We start from the raw sequence: 16,624 nt of genomic DNA, 5'->3' as shown, positions 1-16,624 counted from the left end.
AAATCAGACCTTCCGAATATATCTGGAGGCTGCTGAAGTGGAAGCCATGAGCAACTCATCTCTCCTGGACCGCTTCGCGGCCCTCGACTCCGCCGCGGTCAGCGACGCGCTCGACCAGCTCGGTCTCGCCCCCGGAGTGGGCGGTCTGCGACCGGTGTGGGGTCCCGCCGCCGTGGTGGGATTCGCCGTCACGGTGGCTCTCGAACCGCGCACCGAAGGCCCGGCCGGAGCCCACATCGCCACCACTGCCATCGAGGGGTCGGACGACCGGAGCGTGATCGTCGTCGACAACCAGGGCCGCACCGACGTGTCGTGCTGGGGCGGCATCCTGAGCCTCGGCGCGGCCCGCCGGGGCGTCCGCGGTGTCGTCGCCGATGGAGTGTGCCGCGATGTGGCGGAGGCTCGTGAGCTCGGTTTCCCGGTGTTCTCGCGGGGCTCGATCCCGGCCACCGCGCGCGGCAGGCTGCAGCAGCGTTCCACCGGAGAGCCGGTCACCGTCGCCGGACTGACGGTCGAGCAGGGCGATGTCGTCGTCGCCGACGAGACCGGTCTCGTCGTCGTCCCGCGGGACCGGGCCGAGGAAGTGGCGGAGATCGCCGCCTCGATCGTCGCCCGGGAGCGCGCCATCGCGGACGAGGTGCGCGCGGGCGCACCGCTCTCCCGGGCCATGCACGACGCACGCCTCGCCGGAGCGAAGGAGTCGGTCCGATGAACACTCTCGCGGCCACACCGCGACTCACCACCGGCCTGTCCACGGCGTCCGTCTCCGACGCCCTCGACTCGCTCGGGCTCCCCGGATCCCTGCACGGCATCGGAGCCCTGCGCCAGGGCCAGCGCACCGTCGGACCGGTCTTCACCGTCGCCTACGAACCGGTCGACGAGACCGGCGGCACAGTGGGCGACTTCCTCGACGACGTCCCCGCCGGTGCGGTGATCCTCATCGACAACGCCGGCCGCACCGACTGCACGGTGTGGGGCGGCATCATGAGCCAGGTCGCCCACGAGCGCGCCATCGCCGGCACCGTCATCAACGGAACCTGCCGTGATGTAGCCGTCGCCACCGAGGCCGGTTACCCGATCTGGTCGGTCTCCCGGTTCATGCGCACCGGCAAGGACCGCGTCCGGGTGGCCGCCGTCCAGGTACCCGTCACCGTCGACCAGGTCGTCATCCATCCCGGCGACATCCTCGTGGCCGACGACGACGGTGCCGTGGTCGTCCCGGCCGCGCGCTGGGACGAGGTCGCGGACATCGCCCGCAGTATCGACCGCGTCGAGGACGCCATCGTCGAGGCCGTCCGCGGCGGCGCCACGCTCGCCGAGGCGCGCGCCGAACACGGCTACCACTCGCTCCAGACCCGGAAGGACCCCTCGTGAGCACGAACGACCTCGCCCGCGGCCACTCCAGCGCGACGCTGTCGGAGGCGTCCGGACTCGCCACCGCCCTGTGCCCGGAGATCCGCTCGCTGTGGGCCGGTGCCCGGCTGTGCGGCCCGGCGTTCACCGTGCAGGGCGCCGGCGGCGACAACCTCGCCCTGCACCACGCCGTACTGCAGGCCCCGCCCGGCTCCGTCCTGGTCGCCGACCTCGGCGGCGCCCGCTTCGGTCACTGGGGAGAGATCCTCACGGTGGCCGCCCGGCAGCGGGGGATCGCGGGTCTGCTCATCGACGGCGGCGTCCGCGACGCGGCGGAGACCGAGGCACTCGGCTTCCCGGTCTTCTCCCGCAACAACGCGATCTTCGGCACCCGCAAGGACTTCCACGGTGTGTTCGGACACCCCGTCAAGGTCGGTGGCATCACGGTCCACACCGGTGACCTCGTCGTCGGGGACGTCGACGGAGTCGTGGCGCTTCCCGCGCCCGACACCCAGCGGATCCTCGACCGCGCCGACGCACGCGTGGCTCACGAGAACGAGCTGATGAAGCAACTGCGGGACGGCCGCAGCACCCTCGACCTGTACGACAACTTCAAGGCCGTCCGGGCGGTGACCACGCGATGACCGACAACCCGATCTTCGCAGTGGCCGCCCGGGCCGAAGCGCTGCGGGCGCAGGGCGCGGATGTCATCACGCTCGCCGCCGGAGAGCCCCAGGCGGCCACCAGCGCCGTGGTCGTGGAGGCCGCCGTCGCCGCCGTCCGCGACCCCGCCACCCACCACTATGGAACCGCTCAGGGCGACCCGGACCTGCGTGCGCTCGTCGCCACCGTCGTCGCCGCGGACACCGGACTCTCGTGGACCGCCGCCGACGTGCAGATCGGCCTCGGCGCCAAGCACGCCCTGTTCCTCGCCACCCAGGCCCTGATCGACGCCGGCGACGAGGTCCTGGTCGCGGCGCCCGGCTGGCCCGGCCACGCCGAGGTCGTTGTCGCGGCGGGCGGTATTCCCGTCCCGGTCGCCACCGACGAGGAGTTCCGCTTCTCGGTCGAGGCCCTCGACCGCTGCCGTACTCCGCGGACCCGGGCGCTGATCCTCTCCAGCCCCGGCAACCCCACCGGCGCCGTCCACTCCGAGTCCAGGCTCCGGCAGATCGCCGACTGGGCGGACCAGCACGGCATCTGGGTCATCAGCGACGACATCTACCGGGCCTTCGACTACACCGGGACTTACCGGTCGATCCTGCGCGTCGCCCCGCAACTGCGCGACCGTACCGTCGTCGTGGGCGGCGTGTCCAAGGAACACGCCATGACCGGCTGGCGCGTCGGCTGGCTCGCGGCATCTCCGGAAGTCGTCGCCTCGGCCCGGCTGCACGTGTCCCGCACCATCACCCACGTCCCCACGGTCAACCAGCGCGCCGCCCATGCCGCCCTCGGCGACACCGGCACGCCCGCAGAAGCCGCCCGCGACTACCAGCGCCGACGCGCACTGCTGGTCGACGCCCTGAACGGCATCGACGGCATCGACTGCCCCCTGCCCGACGGCGGCATGTTCGCCTTCCCGGACGTCAGCCGGCTCCTCCGCGACCGCGGCTGGGCCGACAGCGCGGATCTCGCCGCCTGGCTCCTCGACACCGTCCACCTCGCGGTCGTACCCGGTGAGGCGTTCAACGCGCCCGGACGCATCCGAGTGTGCTTCGCTGTCGACGACGACACGTTGATCACCGCCGTCGAGCGCCTGCACACCGCCCTCGGGCCGGCAGCACACGAGCCGGCCGCACCGCAACTGGAGGAGGCCCGATGAGCCCCGTGCGGAAACTCGAACGTTTTACACTCCCCCTCACCGTCGACGGCACGCGCGTCGAGGTGTCCGGCCTCCACCGCGACGGCACCGGCACACCCCTGGTCTTCCTGCACGGCTTCGGGTCGACCAAGGAGGACTACGCGGACATGGTCCAGCAGGAACGCCTCGCCGACTGCCCCGTCCTGGCCTACGACGCCCCTGGTTGCGGCGCCAGCACCTGCGACGACCTCGGCGCCGTCACCATCCCCTTCCTGGTCTCCGTCGCCGAGCAGGTCCTCCATGCGCACCACATCGACCGGTTCCACGTCGTCGGGCACTCGATGGGCGGCCTGACCGCTCTCATGGTCGCCGACGCCCACCCCGGCCGGATCGCGAGCTTCACCAACATCGAGGGCAACGTCGCACCCGAGGACTGCTTCCTCAGCCGGCAGATCCTCACCCACGCCCACGACGATCCCGACGAATTCCTGGCCCGGTTCGCCGAACGTGTCGCGGGTTCCCGCTTCTACGGCGGTGGACTGTACGCGTCGAGCCTTCCCCACAAGGTCCGCGCCGGAGCGGTCAGGGCGATTTTCGAGTCCATGGTCGGCCTCTCCGACCACGGCAAGCTCCTCGACCGGTTCCTCGCCCTCCCCGCACCCAGGACGTTCATGTACGGAGAGCAGAACAACACCCTGTCCTACCTCTCCGCCCTGTCCGAAGGCGGCGTCGAGCTCGCCGAGATCGAGCACTGCGCACACTTCCCGATGTACTCGAACCCGCCGCAGATGTGGGCCCATATCACCGACCTGGTCTCCCGCGCCGACTCCGGCTCCTGAGGGGCCAGGCCGGGACGGCGGACTGCGGAGGAATGACGATCCGCCAACGCCGGTTCGAACGATGATTCCTCGAACGGAAGTGGAGTTGCCGGGGATTCTTGGCCCCCCCGTGATCGCTGCCAACGCGCGTCGTTCGGATCGACGATGCTCCTGTGGTTCCTTCAGCACGATCCTCGCGACGACTGGCGAGAGTACTTCGCGGACCTGGACACGGCAGCGGCGGCTTCGGGGCTGGTTGACGTGCAGTTCGTCGCACCGTTCATCCCCGACGGGCCCGGGACGGACCGCTACGTGGGCGAGTTGCGGTGATCCTTCCGGCGGTGGATGCCCAGTGCTCTGCCGGCATGCCCAGGTAGCCGCGTACGTGTGCCGGACCTGCGACGGCGTCCAGTCCCCCGGGGTGCGGTGCCCGTACCGGGTGAGTGGGGCGCCGCCCGCCCCAGCCGCGGGGCGGCCGGCGCGTCGGGCCTACAACGGGATGTTGCCGTGTTTCTTCGGCGGCAGCGTCGCGCGCTTGTCGCGCAGTGCCCGCAGCCCCTTGACGATGTGCTGCCGGGTTTCGGAGGGCATGATGACGGCGTCCACGTAGCCGCGCTGGGCGGCGACGTACGGGTCGAGCAGGGAGTACTCGTGGCGGGCGGTCGGCTCGGCGCCCGTGGCTTCGGGATCCTCGGCCTCGGCATGCATTCGGTGGAGGACGTCGACGGCGCCCAGGGCACCCATGACCGCGATCTGGGCGGTCGGCCAGGCCAGGTTGAGATCCGCGCCCAGGTGCCTGGAGCCCATGACGTCGTACGCGCCGCCGTAGGCCCTGTGGGTGATGACTGTGATCAGCGGCACGGTGGCCTCGGCATACGCGTAGACCAGTTTGGCGCCGCGCCGGATGATGCCGTACCACTCCTGGTAGGCGGCGGGGAGGAAGCCGGGAACATCGACGAAGGTCACGACCGGGATGCCGAAGCTGTCGCAAGTGCGCACGAAACGCGCGGCCTTCTCGCCGGCGTCGATGTCCAGGCAGCCGGCGAAGTGCATCGGCTGGTTGGCGACGACAGCCACCGAATGGCCCTCGACGCGGCCCAAGCCTGTGACGATGTTGGGGGCGAACAGGGACTGCGTCTCGAGGAACTCTTCGTCGTCCAACACCCGTTCGATGACCTTGCGCATGTCGTAGGGCTGGTTCACGGAGTCCGGGACGATGCCGTCCAGTTCCAGGTCCTCCTCGCTGACCTCCAGGTTGTCCCGCTCCGGGTACACCGGGGGGTCTTGAAGACTGTTGGACGGCAGGTAGGACAGCAACGCCCTGACGTATTCGACGGCGTCCTTCTCGTCGCCCGCCAAGTGCGCGCATCGGGGGGCGGTGTTGTGCGGGCGGGTGCCGCCCAGCTCGTCGAGACCAACGTCCTCGGCGGTGACGGTCTCGATGACGTCCGGGCCGGTGGCGACCATGTGCGCGGTACGGTCGACCACCACAACGAAGTCGGTGATGGCGGGGGAGTAGACGGCACCACCCGCACGCGGGCCCATGATCAGCGAAATCTGGGGGATGACCCCGGAGGCGTGGGTGTTGCGGCGGAGGATCTCGCCATATGTGCCGAGCGGGGGTAAGCCCTCCGGTGCACGGGCGCCGCCGGAGTCACTGATGCCGATGACCGGGCAGCCGTTCTTCAGCGCCCAGTCCATGATCTTGACGATCCTAGCGCCGAAGGCCTCACCGAGCGCGCCGCCCAAGGCTGTGAGGTCCTGCGAGAACACGGCCACCGGGCGGCCGTCGACCGTGCCGTGGCCGGTGATGACGCCGTCGCCGTACGGGCGGTTCTGCTCCATACCGGAATCGGCCGAGCAGAGCCGGGTGAACCTGTCGAACTCCACGAACGAGCCCTTGTCCAGCAGTTGCAGGATCCACCTCCGGCTACCACCGGCGACTACGGCTGCGTCGATGCGCCGTTTCAGATCCGCGATCTTCCCTGCGGTCGTGCGAGGGCTCTCCTGGTCGGCGATCTCTGATCGGGCCATACGAACGGTCTCCTATACGTGATGTTGTGCTGCGAGGGCGCGTGTGTCATGAGGACCGGCGGCCTTCGACGCCCGTAGGGCATCGCTCGCCGTACTTGCGTTTCCGCCGGCCCTAGATGCCGCGGATGACGACGCAGCCGGTGCTGGCCTCTTCCGCCCCGGAGACCGGATGCGGGTGAGGGTCGACGGCGGTGCGTCGGCGCACTGGCGATATGCCCTATGGCGGCCTTGTCGCGTGCGCACCGCAGCGGCGATGCGTGGGCGGCCGGACCGGCACCGACGACGGCCTGGGCGACGTCGGTGTTCTCCGACCGGTGGCCGGAGTGGAGGGCGCGCGGTTGTCCCAGGCGGGGCATTCATCCGACGCAGACAGCACGATGGCGAACCGGGCCCGGACCACGTGACTCCCAGCTGACCCGGGTGCCTCCAGGCCGTTGCGGCGTCGGGCCGCAGCAAAGGCCGAGACCGTCATCACGAGCCGGGTGCCACCGCTCCCCGTAGGGGAGCGACGTGCCGCCGTTCACCGGCAGCCACAGGTCCGTTCACCAGTCATCCGTCGTGACTGGACCGGGCCGGCGCTCATCGATCGGTCGGACGATCTCGCTGCTGCGCGCGTTATTCCTGAGTTCCGACAGCGGGACGTGGTCGACCTCAACGGGTTGATCAGCCCGGCGCGGACGTGTTGGGCGAACATCGGGCGCAGGTCCTCGAACCGCCCGTTCGCGGAGGTGGCGAGCCGCTCGGCGTCGCCGATCTCACCCGCGATCCGCAGCGCACGTCCGGCCTCGGAGTCCCGGCGGCGCTGCACCGTCTGTACTCCCACGATGAGCCGGTCGCCCGACACCTCCTCCACCACCGTCCGCAGGTCCTCCAAACAGACGGTGACCTGCCCGACCCTGGCGCCTTCCTCGGACCGGCCCAGCATGCGAAAACGCCGGTCCAGACCGTCCCGGTTCCCGGACCGGGTCGCCGGTGTTCTCGTCCACGATCTCCAGCGACTTCTGCAGCCGGTGAACGCGATGGACGCCGGTCCTCGTAGAACGCCTCACCTTCGGACAGGGAGAGACGGACGGAGGGCAGCTGCTCGTCCCGGGCGACGAGGTGCGCCGCGACCTGGCTGAGGGTGGTCGGTGTGGCCAGAGCTACGGTCGCCCCGTGCTCCGCCATCGTCTCCGCCATGGTGGCGGGCGAAGGGGGCCTCGCGATCAGCAGGCGGACGACGGGGACCGAGGTCTCCCGCAGACACAGCACGTCGAACAGGAAGCCGGCGTAGGGCTCCCGGGCGTGGAAGAAGTCGGCGACACGATCACGGGTGGGCAGACCGGCCACCGCGCAACCTCCTCCCTGCAGTCGCGCCATGCGTACGGTAGCCGTGGCCTCTGCGCACCGCGATGGTGGCGAGGCGCCCCAGATCGCATCCCGCCTCCGGACCCGTTGGTGAGGCGGCCGAACTCCTCCTCGACCACCACCTGCCGTATCCGCTTCAGCCCGGCGCCGCCCCATGCGACCGGCGCGTTCATGGCGTCGTATGCGCTGTCCAGGACGATCCGTTTGATCTCCTCACGACTGCTCGGTGCGAGCCCGCCGCCGCGTTCGCTCTCGTCGTTGTACACCACCAGCTTCCTCGCGAGCTCTCTGGCCCGTGATTTGAGGCTGACGAGGTCAGCCGAATAGGAAATCTCCATGGAAGGGGCCTTTCCTCTGGCGGGGAACAGAAAGAGAGCAGCAGCCGGCACGTGGTCATGGGGAGAGCGGTGGACGGCGAGACGCGGTGATCCGCTCCAGCGAGTTGCCGTGGCGCCAGGCAGGGCGACACCCGGGGCCGCACCTCGAGTGACAGAATGCCCTGCGTGTGAAGGCACGCGCGTTCGCCGGCTTCGCTTCCTCGTCCGTCCACGGAACGGTCGGGATCGAATAGCTAACCCTCATGAGGTCGACACTCAGGGTCCTTGCCCGCAGGGCGTGGAGTGGAGTGAGAGTCACGCGAGCGCAAAGTATGGAAGGAAAAGGAGCATGAGTCGAGGCCGACGCTCGTCGGCGCTCACCTCTCGGGATTACCCCGCACTGCCCTTCCTTCCGCGAGCAACCATGTGGGACTGGTCCAGACCCATGGGAGGTTCGCTGCTTTCCGCGTCCTCGACGATGCTGCAAGCAGCTTCGGGGTGTCAAGATTCCACGGCAAGAACTCAATGAACAGAAAGGCAATGAAAAGGAGAGCCCCGTAGTCTCGGCGACTTCACCGCCGTGGTCGGCATCCCCGAGCCAGGGCGGCCCTTCTGACGTGCTGAGTGCCGGCCGGTAGCTCAACGCCACGGAGGGCGGCGAGGATGGCGGCCTTCTCGCGAGTGGCGCTCATCGTCAAGAAGGATGTGCACACCAAGGCAAGAATCCATGACCTTTGTCTGCCATCCTGCGTAACGAAGAGCTGTCGTACGTCTCTTCGTTCAGGATTCCCGCATAATAAGAAAAGGGCGGCGTGCCGCGATCTGCAGCAGGCACTTCTCGGCGGAGTGTTATGACCGACGAACCATTGCAAGAGAACGTTCACTTCTGCAAATTGTCGCAGGCTGGCGAGCCTGACGAATGGAAGAAGACCACCGAGCGGTACTTCGGGCCGAATCAGGTTCGCCTGACGGGCGGCCAGGCGGCCCGCGCGTCCTTCCGTCGGGTCGGAGCCGGCGTGATGGCCGACATGTGGCTGCCTCCTTGTGAAGTCAAGCGCGCCCGTGAGCATGTGAGCGCACGCCGCATGCCGCTGTGGAAGGTGAACTGCGTCCTGAGTGGCACCGCCTGGGTGGAGCAGGAGCACCGTGCGCATTCCATCGGGCCCGGAGACATGACCATCTGCGACATGGAGCGCGAGTCGCACCTGATCGTCCCCGCCGGGGCGCGCCTAGCGTCCCTGACCATCCCCAAGGCGGTGCCCTCTCTGGCCGCCCTCTCCGCGAGCGAGGCCCGCCTGGTCGCCGGTAGGCGCATCGAGGGGAAGCCCGGTGTGCTGAACGCGCTGATCAGCTTGATGATTTCGGTTTCGGAAGGTATCGAGGAATTCGACGAGAGATCGCTGGTCGATGTCAACAAGGCCATCACCCTGCTCCTCTGTGCCGCCTTTCGGGAGAACCTCGGAGGCGAGCCCAAGGGAGTGGAGACGAATGAGGAGCTCTTGGCGGCTGTGCGCATGTTCATCGCGCACAACATCGCCGATCCGGAGCTCGGCCCCGGTTTCATAGCCGAGACCTTCAACATATCCGTCCGGAAGCTCTATCGGTTGTACGAGGGAACCGAGGCCGGACTCGGTCAGGAAATCCGCATCCAACGTATCCGTGGCTGCGCGGAAGACCTCCGAAACCCTCGGCTGCGGCACGAGAAGGTCAGCACCATCGGCTTCCGGTGGGGCCTCCGCGACGCCTCGGCGTTCTCCCGGAACTTCAAGTCGGTGTTCGGACAGTCCCCGCGGGAGTACCGCAACACGTTCTGCAAGTGACCCACGTTCAACGAGAGGGACCTTCACCCATGAGCAGCAGGGAAACGAAGATTCGCGATGTCGTCATTCTCGGCGGCGGGACAGCCGGCTGGATGACCGCGGCCTATCTGAGCAAGGCGTTGCAGGGGAGCGTGAAAATAACAGTCGTCGAAGCCCCGTCGATCCCTCGTATCGGCGTCGGTGAGGCTACCGTCCCGAATCTCCACCGGACGTTCTTCCAGTATCTGGGAATAGCCGAAGAAGAGTGGATGCGGGAGTGCAATGCGAGTTTCAAGATGGCCGTCCGGTTCGTCAACTGGCGTACCGGCGGGAAATCCCAGACCGCCCCTCGCGGATTGCCTGACGGGCGTGACGACCACTTCTATCACCCGTTCGGGCTGCTCCCCGACTGCGACCAGGTGCCGCTCAGTCATTACTGGTTCAAGGACAAGTACGAGGGGGCCACGACCGAGCCGTTCGACTACGCCTGCTTCCGTGAACCACCGATCATGGACGCCAGGCAGGCTCCGCTCCGCCTCGACGGTACGCCCGTGACCCGTTATGCCTGGCACTTCGACGCCCATCTCGTGGCGGACTTCCTGCGCCGCTTCGCCACGCAGAAGCAGGGGGTGCGGCACATCCGGGACGAGATGACCGGCGCGGAGCGCGACGAGCGAGGTCATGTCAGCGCGTTGCATCTCAAGAGCGGGTCCGCGCTGCGGGCGGACTTCTTCGTGGACTGCTCCGGATTTCGTGGGCTGCTGATCAACGAGATCATGCAGGAGCCGTTCATCGACATGAGCGATCACCTCCTGTGCGACAGCGCGGTGGCCACCGCCGTGCCGCACGACGACGCGGAGCACGGCGTGGAGCCGTACACCTCCGCCATCGCCATGTCGGCCGGCTGGACCTGGAAGATCCCGATGCTCGGGCGCTTCGGCACGGGCTACGTCTATTCCAGCCGTTTCGCGTCCCGCGATGAAGCCACTCAGGAGTTCTGCGACCTGTGGGGCCTCGACCTGGAGCGGAACGATTTCAACCACGTGCGCTTCCGGGTGGGCCGCAACCGGCGTACCTGGACCGGGAACGTCGTGAGTATCGGTCTGTCCTCGTGCTTCCTCGAACCGCTGGAATCAACCGGCATCTACTTCATCACCGCCGCGATCTACCAGCTGGCCAAGCATTTCCCGGACAGGACGTTCAACCAGTCCCTCATCGACCGGTTCAACCATGAGATCAACGTGATGTTCGACGACACCCGGGACTTCATCCAGGCGCACTTCTACTATGCGCCACGCGTCGACACCCCGTTCTGGCGGGCCAACAAGGAACTGCACCTCGCGGAGGGGATCCAGGAGAAGGTGGCCGCATACCGGGCGGGACTGCCCGTCAACGCCCCCACCACCGATGAATCCAACTATTACGGGAACTTCGAGGCGGAGTTCCGCAACTTCTGGACCAACGGCAGCTATTACTGCATCTTCTCCGGCCTCGGTCTGGAGCCCGATGCTCCGCTGCCCGTCCTCCAGTACAAACCGGAGTCCCTGCACAGCGCCCAGTTGGTTTTCCGCTCCGTCAAGGATCGGCAACAGGAACTCCTCGCGACCCTTCCCAGCGCGTACGACTACCTACGTCGACTCCACGCCCGCTAGGAGGACGTCGTGTCCCAGGCAACCGCTGATCTGAGGGCCTTCATGTCCGCTTTTCCCACCGGCGTGGCCGTGGTCAGCACCCTCGACGCCGACCGTCGGCCACGCGGCATGACCTGTTCGTCACTGTGCAGCGTCGCCCTCGCTCCGGCCACCCTCCTGGTGTGCCTGCGCTCCGAGAGCCCCACGCTCGCCGCGGCTCTGGAGCGCGGTACGTTCGCGGTGAACCTCCTGCACGCGGCGGCATCCTCGGCCTCCCGCCTGTTCTCCTCCGCTGCCCCCGACCGCTTCGACCGGATTCCGTGGCATCTGCCCGTCGGCGCGTGCGGGCCTCATCTGACCACGGACGCTCACGCGATCGCGGACTGCCTGGTGTCGCACACGCTCGATGTGGGCGATCACACGGTGGTGTTCGCCGAGGTCGAACGGACAACCCTGAGTGAGGGGGCCGCGGATCCGCTGCTCTACGGGCAGCGCCGGTACGCAAGTTGGTCGGAGAGAGCCGCCCTCATACCCGGAGCCCGCCATGTCGGCCGGTGACCCGCTGGCGCCCGTACTGCTGTGTGTGTCGGTCGGGGCCGGCTGCTGGATCGCCGCACGCGCCGTCCGACGCGTGGGCCAGCCGGCCGTGGTCGGGGAGATCGCCGCCGGGATCCTGCTCGGACCCTCCTTGCTCGGACGGCTCTGGCCCACCGGCCAGGCATTGCTCTTCCCGCCGGATGCCCTGCCGGTGATCGAAGCGCTCGGCGACCTCGGGCTGCTGGTCTTCATGTTTTTGGTCGGCCACCGGTTCGATCTCCCCGCCCTGCGTGGCCACAGCCGCATCGCCCTGGCGGTCGGCCAGGGCAGCGTTCTGCTGCCCCTGCTGGCCGGCGGAGTGCTGGCGCTGGCGATGTACCCGTCCCTGGCGCCGCCCGGGGTCGCACGCCTCCCCTTCGTCCTCTTCATCGCGGTGTCCCTGAGCGTCACCGCGTTCCCCGTCCTGGCCCGGATCCTCGCCGACCGCGGACTGCACCACACGACGCTGGGCACCCTCGCGACAGCGTGCGCGGCGGTGGACGACATCACCGCCTGGTGTCTTCTCGCACTGGCCGTGGCGCTCACCCGAGCCACATCGCTCTGGCAGGTACCTGTCACCATTGCGGAGGCGTTCGGCTTCGTCGCGGCCATGACCCTGGGGGTACGGCCGTTGCTGGCCTGCTGGGCGAGCCGGGTCCGAAACGGGCTCGGCGCCCCCTCCGACTCGCTGGCACTCGTCCTGCTCTTCACCGGTCTCAGCCTGTCCGCGCTGATCACCGACGCCATCGGCATCCACGCGATCTTCGGAGCGTTCCTGTTCGGCGTGGTCACCCCACGCGCGCTGCCCTGCGTCGATCTGGCGGCGAGGCACCTGGAGTCGGTGGCGATGCCCGTGCTGCTGCCGCTCTTCTTCATCACCGTGGGACTGGGCACGAACATCGGGCTGCTCGGGGCGCACGCCCGGGCCTGGCTCTGGTTCGTCGCGATCCTGGTGGTAGCCGTGGCCGGGAAATGGGGCGGCACCGCGGCCGCGGCCCGGCTGTGCGGTGGGCCCTGGCGGGAGTCACTGGCGCTGGGCTCACTCATGAACTGCCGCGGAGTGACCGAACTCGTCGTCCTGAACGTCGGCCTGAGCCTCGGCGTCCTCGGATCCGGCTTGTTCACGATGCTCGTCCTGATGGCCCTGGCCACCACCGCGATGACGGTGCCCGCGCTCAACCGGTTGCAGCCGTCCGCCACCACCACCGAGTCCGCGGTGACCGCCGCGGCACAGCACGGGGCCCGGTCCGCGTCCCTGAGCCCTTCCCGTCGCTCCGGCGAACAGCCTGTCCAAGGAGGACAGTTCGATGGCAACCCGAACCAGTGAGCTCATCGCCACGGACGGGGTGTTGCGCCTGCACCTCAACGAGTCCCCGTACGGGCCACCGCCGACCGTGGTCGACGCCGTCGGCCGCGAGTTCGGGCGGCACGGGTCGCTGTACCCGGAGGGAGAGTCCCCGGATCTGCGCGGCAGCATCGCGGAGCACCTCAGACTGCCACCGGAGATGGTCGCGGTCGGCAACGGAGTGGACGAACTCGTCCTGCTGGCGGCACTGGCCTTCGGTGGTGCCGACTCGACCGTGCTCATGACCGAGACCACCTTCCCCGGATACCTGTTTGCCGCGAAGGCGGTCGACGCCACCGCGAAGCGGATCCGGTTGAAAGACCTGACAGTGCCGACCGACGACTTCGCCACCGCGATGAAGAACGGCGCAGACCTCGCCTACCTATGCAATCCGCACAACCCCACCGGCGCACTCCTCGACGGTGGCGCGGTCGACACCGTCGTCACCACTGCCGAGGACTCCGGCACCGTGCTGATCGTCGACGAGGCGTACATGGATTTCGCGGCCGACGAGACAGCGTCGGTGCTCGATTCCGTACGGTCCGGACGCCGCGTCATCGCCCTGCGCACCTTCTCCAAGGCATGGGGGCTTGCCTCGCTGCGTGTCGGGTACGCGGCAGGCCCCACGGACCTGATCGCGAAACTGTGGAACGCCCGGCGTTCCCTGCCCTTCAACGTCAACCGTCTCGCACAGCACGCTGTCCCCATCGCCCTGCGCCACGGTGACTTCCTGGAGCAGGTACGGCATCGTACGGCCGTCGCACGCGAACTGCTCTGTACGCGGCTCGCCGAGCTGAACCTCGAACACCTGCCGTCGGCAGCGAACTTCGTGATGGTGAAGACAGGCGCGGACAGCCCCGCACTGGTCGACCGGCTTGCCGAAGAACACCGCATCCTCATCCGGGACCTCACCCCGTTCGGACTGGGCGGCTGGGTCCGGATCTCCGTCGGTGTGCCGGAGGAAGTCGACCGGCTGGCAGCGGCACTGCGCTCGCTCCGCGATACGGCCCCCTCGGCACCGGTTCCCGCACCGCCCGTCCTCACACCACGGTGAGCCGATCGCCGTACGCCGCGGTTTCCCGCCACCCATGCCCGCGTCCTCACCCCGTGGAGCCCTGTTGAAGACACGCGAAGCCCTTGTGAACGCCCTCGTGGACGACGGGATCGACACCGTCTTCTGCCTCATGGGGGACTCGGTTCAGCACCTCATGGCCGACCTGGCCGAACGCCCGGGAATGCGACTGGTTCACGGTCGGCACGAGGCGTCGGTGGTCAGCATGGCGGACGGCTATGCCAGGTTCGGCGGACGGACCGGCTGTGCGATGGTCACGGCCGGCCCCGGTCTGACGAACACGGCCACCGCCTTGGCGGTCGCCCGTGCCCACGGATCGCCGGTACTCCTGCTGGCCGGCGACCGACCGGCCGACCGACCCGCACGGCCCGCGGATCTGGACCAGCAGGCTTTCGGCAGCCTGACGGCAGGTGGGGCCGGGCGACTGGTCAGGCCCGACGACCTTCCGGGGCACTGGCGGGAGGCCCAGCGTGCGCTGGCCGACCACCGGCCGTATGTGCTGTCGTTGCCGGCTGACGTCCAGGACGCCGAATGCGACAAGGCGAGCAACCTGACGTCCCCGGACCCGGACCCGGAGCCGGCGTCTCTGGTATCCATCGACGAGATCCGCCGGGCGGCGGATGCGCTCGCCAGGGCACGCACCGTGGGCATCGTGGCCGGCCGAGGCGCCTTGGTCTGCGGTGCCGGGCCCGCGCTACGGGAACTCGCCGACCGGCTCGGGGCCGTCCTGTCCACGACGCTGTTGGCGCACGGTCTGTTCGCCGGCCATCCGGCGGACGCCGGCATGGTGGGGGAGCTCGGAACCGGACGCGCCCGACGCGCCCTGGAGGCGTGCGACATCGTCCTGGCCGTGGGTACGAGCATCGGCCCCATGGTGCAGACGAGTCTGCCCGGCCGCGCGCGGTACATCGTCATTGACCGAGAGCCGAGGCCCTCTGCGGTCGGGTACGGCGACGCCCGCTGGATCCGGGCCGACGCGCTGGTCGCCGTGCACGCCCTCAACCGTGTCCTGTCCGGCTCGCCGGCACGCGAACTGGATCACACCGTGGCCGAACTGCTGCACCATCCGTCGTCAGCCGATGTCCGCGCATGGCTGGACACGGACACCACCCTCGACCCCAGGCACGTACTCACCGAGATCGCGGACCTGCTTCCGGCCGACTGCGGAGTGGTCCTGGGCGGCGGCCACGCGGCGCTGAACAGCTGCCACCTCCTTCGGGCCGCGGCCCCGACCACCTGGACCTGCGTCTCCACCGACTTCGGCGCCATCGGTCAGTCCCTGCCCGTGGCGATCGGCTGTGCTCTGGCCCGTCCCGAACGCCGTACGTACCACGTCACCGGGGACGGCGACTTGATGATGAGCCTGTCCGAGCTGGACACCGCTGTGCGCTACGCAGTTCCGCTCACCGTTGTCGTCCTCAACGACCAGGGGTTTGGTCAGGAACGCGTCACGCTGGGGCAGCGCGGCAGGCCCGCCGGACTCGCCGACCATCCGTCACCGGACTTCGCCGCGCTCGCTGATGCCATGGGTGCCCAGGGACACCGCATCGAGGGCCCGGCAGACCTGGGCCGGCTCGCGCATGCCCTGGCCGATCATCCCGGCCCGGTTCTCGTCGACGTTCGGACCAATCCCGCCTACTTGAATCCGGCTGCCGTCCGGATATCCCGAACATTCACCCGATCCGCATGAGGTGGTCGATGAACCGGCGCCCTACCCAGGTCCCTGCCATGGGACGTGTTCTCATCAGCGCGCGCAGCTTCGAGGAGTACTGCGCGAACTTCTCCGTGGTGCCCGCCGATCTGCTGGGCGGCGCGGTGCTCGACTGCCCAGGCGGAGCGAGTGACTTCGGAGCCGCGGTACGCCGTGCGGGGGGCCGTGCGGTGACCGTCGACCCGCAGTACGGTCTGCCCCACCAGGAGTTGGCCGAACTCGTCGTCGAAGAACTCGAACGTGCCCGGCGCTGGGCCGACCAGCAGCCCTCGCGATTCCGCTTGGGTGACCCGGAGTGGCGGCGAGCGGAAGCCTGGCAGCGGTCGGCCGACACCTTCCTGCGCGACATCGACCGGGACCGCACGGCCGGCACCGGGCATTACGTCACGGCCGCCCTGCCCCGACTGCCTTTCGCCGACGGCACCTTCCATCTCGTCCTGTCCGGTTTCTTCCTGTTCACCTACGCCGACCGGGCAGACCGGCTGTTCCATCTACGCGCAGTCACCGAACTGCTGAGGGTGTGCAGCGGGGAGGTACGGCTGCATCCGCTCAACGAAATTGACGGCCGGCGCTACCGCCACCTGGACTGGCTGCTTCAAGAGCTGCGGAACAGGGGCATCGCTGTCCGCGAGGAACGGGTCCGCTCCCATATCGATCCTCAGGATGACCGGACGCTCGTTTTGAATGCCGGCCGAATACGCGCCTGATGACGAGAGGGAAACCTCTGTGGACGCTGGGCATCAACTGGAGAGCTCGCTTCGGAGAGGTGCTTCTCCCGCCTGAGCGGTTGAGGGGAACGGCGGGGTGAGCCAGGAACTGA

Annotated in this window: 15 protein-coding genes; 13 read left to right on the top strand and 2 right to left on the bottom strand. The window is 68.6% G+C overall.

Annotated features, from left to right (window positions below):
- The first annotated feature begins 46 nt into the window (after window positions 1–46).
- From ACFZB3_RS48760 to ACFZB3_RS48735, 6 genes are all read left to right on the top strand, one after another.
- Window positions 47–712 (top strand): RraA family protein, encoded by a 666-nt coding sequence (locus ACFZB3_RS48760; RefSeq protein ID WP_391390111.1) that lies wholly within the window; start codon window positions 47–49, stop codon window positions 710–712.
- Window positions 709–1,374: an RraA family protein gene (locus tag ACFZB3_RS48755; RefSeq protein WP_391390109.1), complete on the top strand. Its 666-nt coding sequence runs from the start codon at window positions 709–711 to the stop codon at window positions 1,372–1,374. The genes ACFZB3_RS48760 and ACFZB3_RS48755 overlap by 4 nt, the downstream gene beginning before the upstream one ends.
- Window positions 1,371–1,997: an RraA family protein gene (locus ACFZB3_RS48750; protein WP_391390107.1), complete on the top strand. Its 627-nt coding sequence runs from the start codon at window positions 1,371–1,373 to the stop codon at window positions 1,995–1,997. Before ACFZB3_RS48755 ends, ACFZB3_RS48750 begins: the two co-directional genes overlap by 4 nt.
- Window positions 1,994–3,175, top strand: coding sequence for an aminotransferase class I/II-fold pyridoxal phosphate-dependent enzyme (locus tag ACFZB3_RS48745; RefSeq protein WP_391390105.1), 1,182 nt, complete (start codon window positions 1,994–1,996; stop codon window positions 3,173–3,175). The genes ACFZB3_RS48750 and ACFZB3_RS48745 overlap by 4 nt, the downstream gene beginning before the upstream one ends.
- Entirely contained in the window at window positions 3,172–3,993 is an 822-nt protein-coding gene (locus tag ACFZB3_RS48740; protein WP_391390103.1) for an alpha/beta fold hydrolase, read from the top strand. The genes ACFZB3_RS48745 and ACFZB3_RS48740 overlap by 4 nt, the downstream gene beginning before the upstream one ends.
- 144 nt (window positions 3,994–4,137) lie before the next feature.
- Window positions 4,138–4,302, top strand: coding sequence for a hypothetical protein (locus ACFZB3_RS48735; RefSeq protein WP_391390101.1), 165 nt, complete (start codon window positions 4,138–4,140; stop codon window positions 4,300–4,302).
- Window positions 4,303–4,461: 159 nt separating this feature from the next.
- Here the strand turns inward: ACFZB3_RS48735 and ACFZB3_RS48730 are convergent, their stop codons facing one another.
- Window positions 4,462–6,006, bottom strand: coding sequence for a carboxyl transferase domain-containing protein (locus ACFZB3_RS48730; RefSeq protein ID WP_391390099.1), 1,545 nt, complete (start codon window positions 6,004–6,006; stop codon window positions 4,462–4,464).
- A gap of 520 nt (window positions 6,007–6,526) precedes the next feature.
- Entirely contained in the window at window positions 6,527–6,931 is a 405-nt protein-coding gene (locus ACFZB3_RS48725) for a hypothetical protein (RefSeq protein ID WP_391390097.1), read from the bottom strand.
- Between the two features lie 1,590 nt (window positions 6,932–8,521).
- Between ACFZB3_RS48725 and ACFZB3_RS48720 the strand changes: the two genes are divergently transcribed.
- From ACFZB3_RS48720 to ACFZB3_RS48690, 7 genes are all read left to right on the top strand, one after another.
- A complete protein-coding gene (locus ACFZB3_RS48720) occupies window positions 8,522–9,490 on the top strand; it encodes a helix-turn-helix domain-containing protein (RefSeq protein ID WP_391390095.1) in 969 nt (322 codons plus the stop codon).
- A 29-nt stretch (window positions 9,491–9,519) separates the two neighbouring features.
- Window positions 9,520–11,121: an FAD-dependent oxidoreductase gene (locus tag ACFZB3_RS48715; RefSeq protein ID WP_391390093.1), complete on the top strand. Its 1,602-nt coding sequence runs from the start codon at window positions 9,520–9,522 to the stop codon at window positions 11,119–11,121.
- Between the two features lie 9 nt (window positions 11,122–11,130).
- Window positions 11,131–11,658: a flavin reductase gene (locus ACFZB3_RS48710; RefSeq protein ID WP_391390091.1), complete on the top strand. Its 528-nt coding sequence runs from the start codon at window positions 11,131–11,133 to the stop codon at window positions 11,656–11,658.
- Window positions 11,645–13,003: a cation:proton antiporter gene (locus ACFZB3_RS48705; protein ID WP_391390089.1), complete on the top strand. Its 1,359-nt coding sequence runs from the start codon at window positions 11,645–11,647 to the stop codon at window positions 13,001–13,003. The genes ACFZB3_RS48710 and ACFZB3_RS48705 overlap by 14 nt, the downstream gene beginning before the upstream one ends.
- Window positions 12,984–14,075 carry an aminotransferase class I/II-fold pyridoxal phosphate-dependent enzyme gene (locus tag ACFZB3_RS48700; RefSeq protein WP_391390087.1) on the top strand — a complete coding sequence of 364 codons (1,092 nt, stop codon included), beginning with the start codon at window positions 12,984–12,986 and terminating at the stop codon, window positions 14,073–14,075. The genes ACFZB3_RS48705 and ACFZB3_RS48700 overlap by 20 nt, the downstream gene beginning before the upstream one ends.
- 64 nt (window positions 14,076–14,139) lie before the next feature.
- Window positions 14,140–15,783, top strand: coding sequence for a thiamine pyrophosphate-dependent enzyme (locus tag ACFZB3_RS48695; protein ID WP_391390085.1), 1,644 nt, complete (start codon window positions 14,140–14,142; stop codon window positions 15,781–15,783).
- Window positions 15,780–16,511: a hypothetical protein gene (locus ACFZB3_RS48690; RefSeq protein ID WP_391390083.1), complete on the top strand. Its 732-nt coding sequence runs from the start codon at window positions 15,780–15,782 to the stop codon at window positions 16,509–16,511. The genes ACFZB3_RS48695 and ACFZB3_RS48690 overlap by 4 nt, the downstream gene beginning before the upstream one ends.
- Window positions 16,512–16,624: the final 113 nt, after the last annotated feature.

It is taken from the genome of Streptomyces sp. NPDC008092 (genome assembly GCF_042957285.1).
In the GTDB taxonomy this organism is placed as follows: Bacteria; Actinomycetota; Actinomycetes; order Streptomycetales; family Streptomycetaceae; genus Streptomyces.
This window is presented reverse-complemented; position numbering and strand designations above follow the sequence as displayed.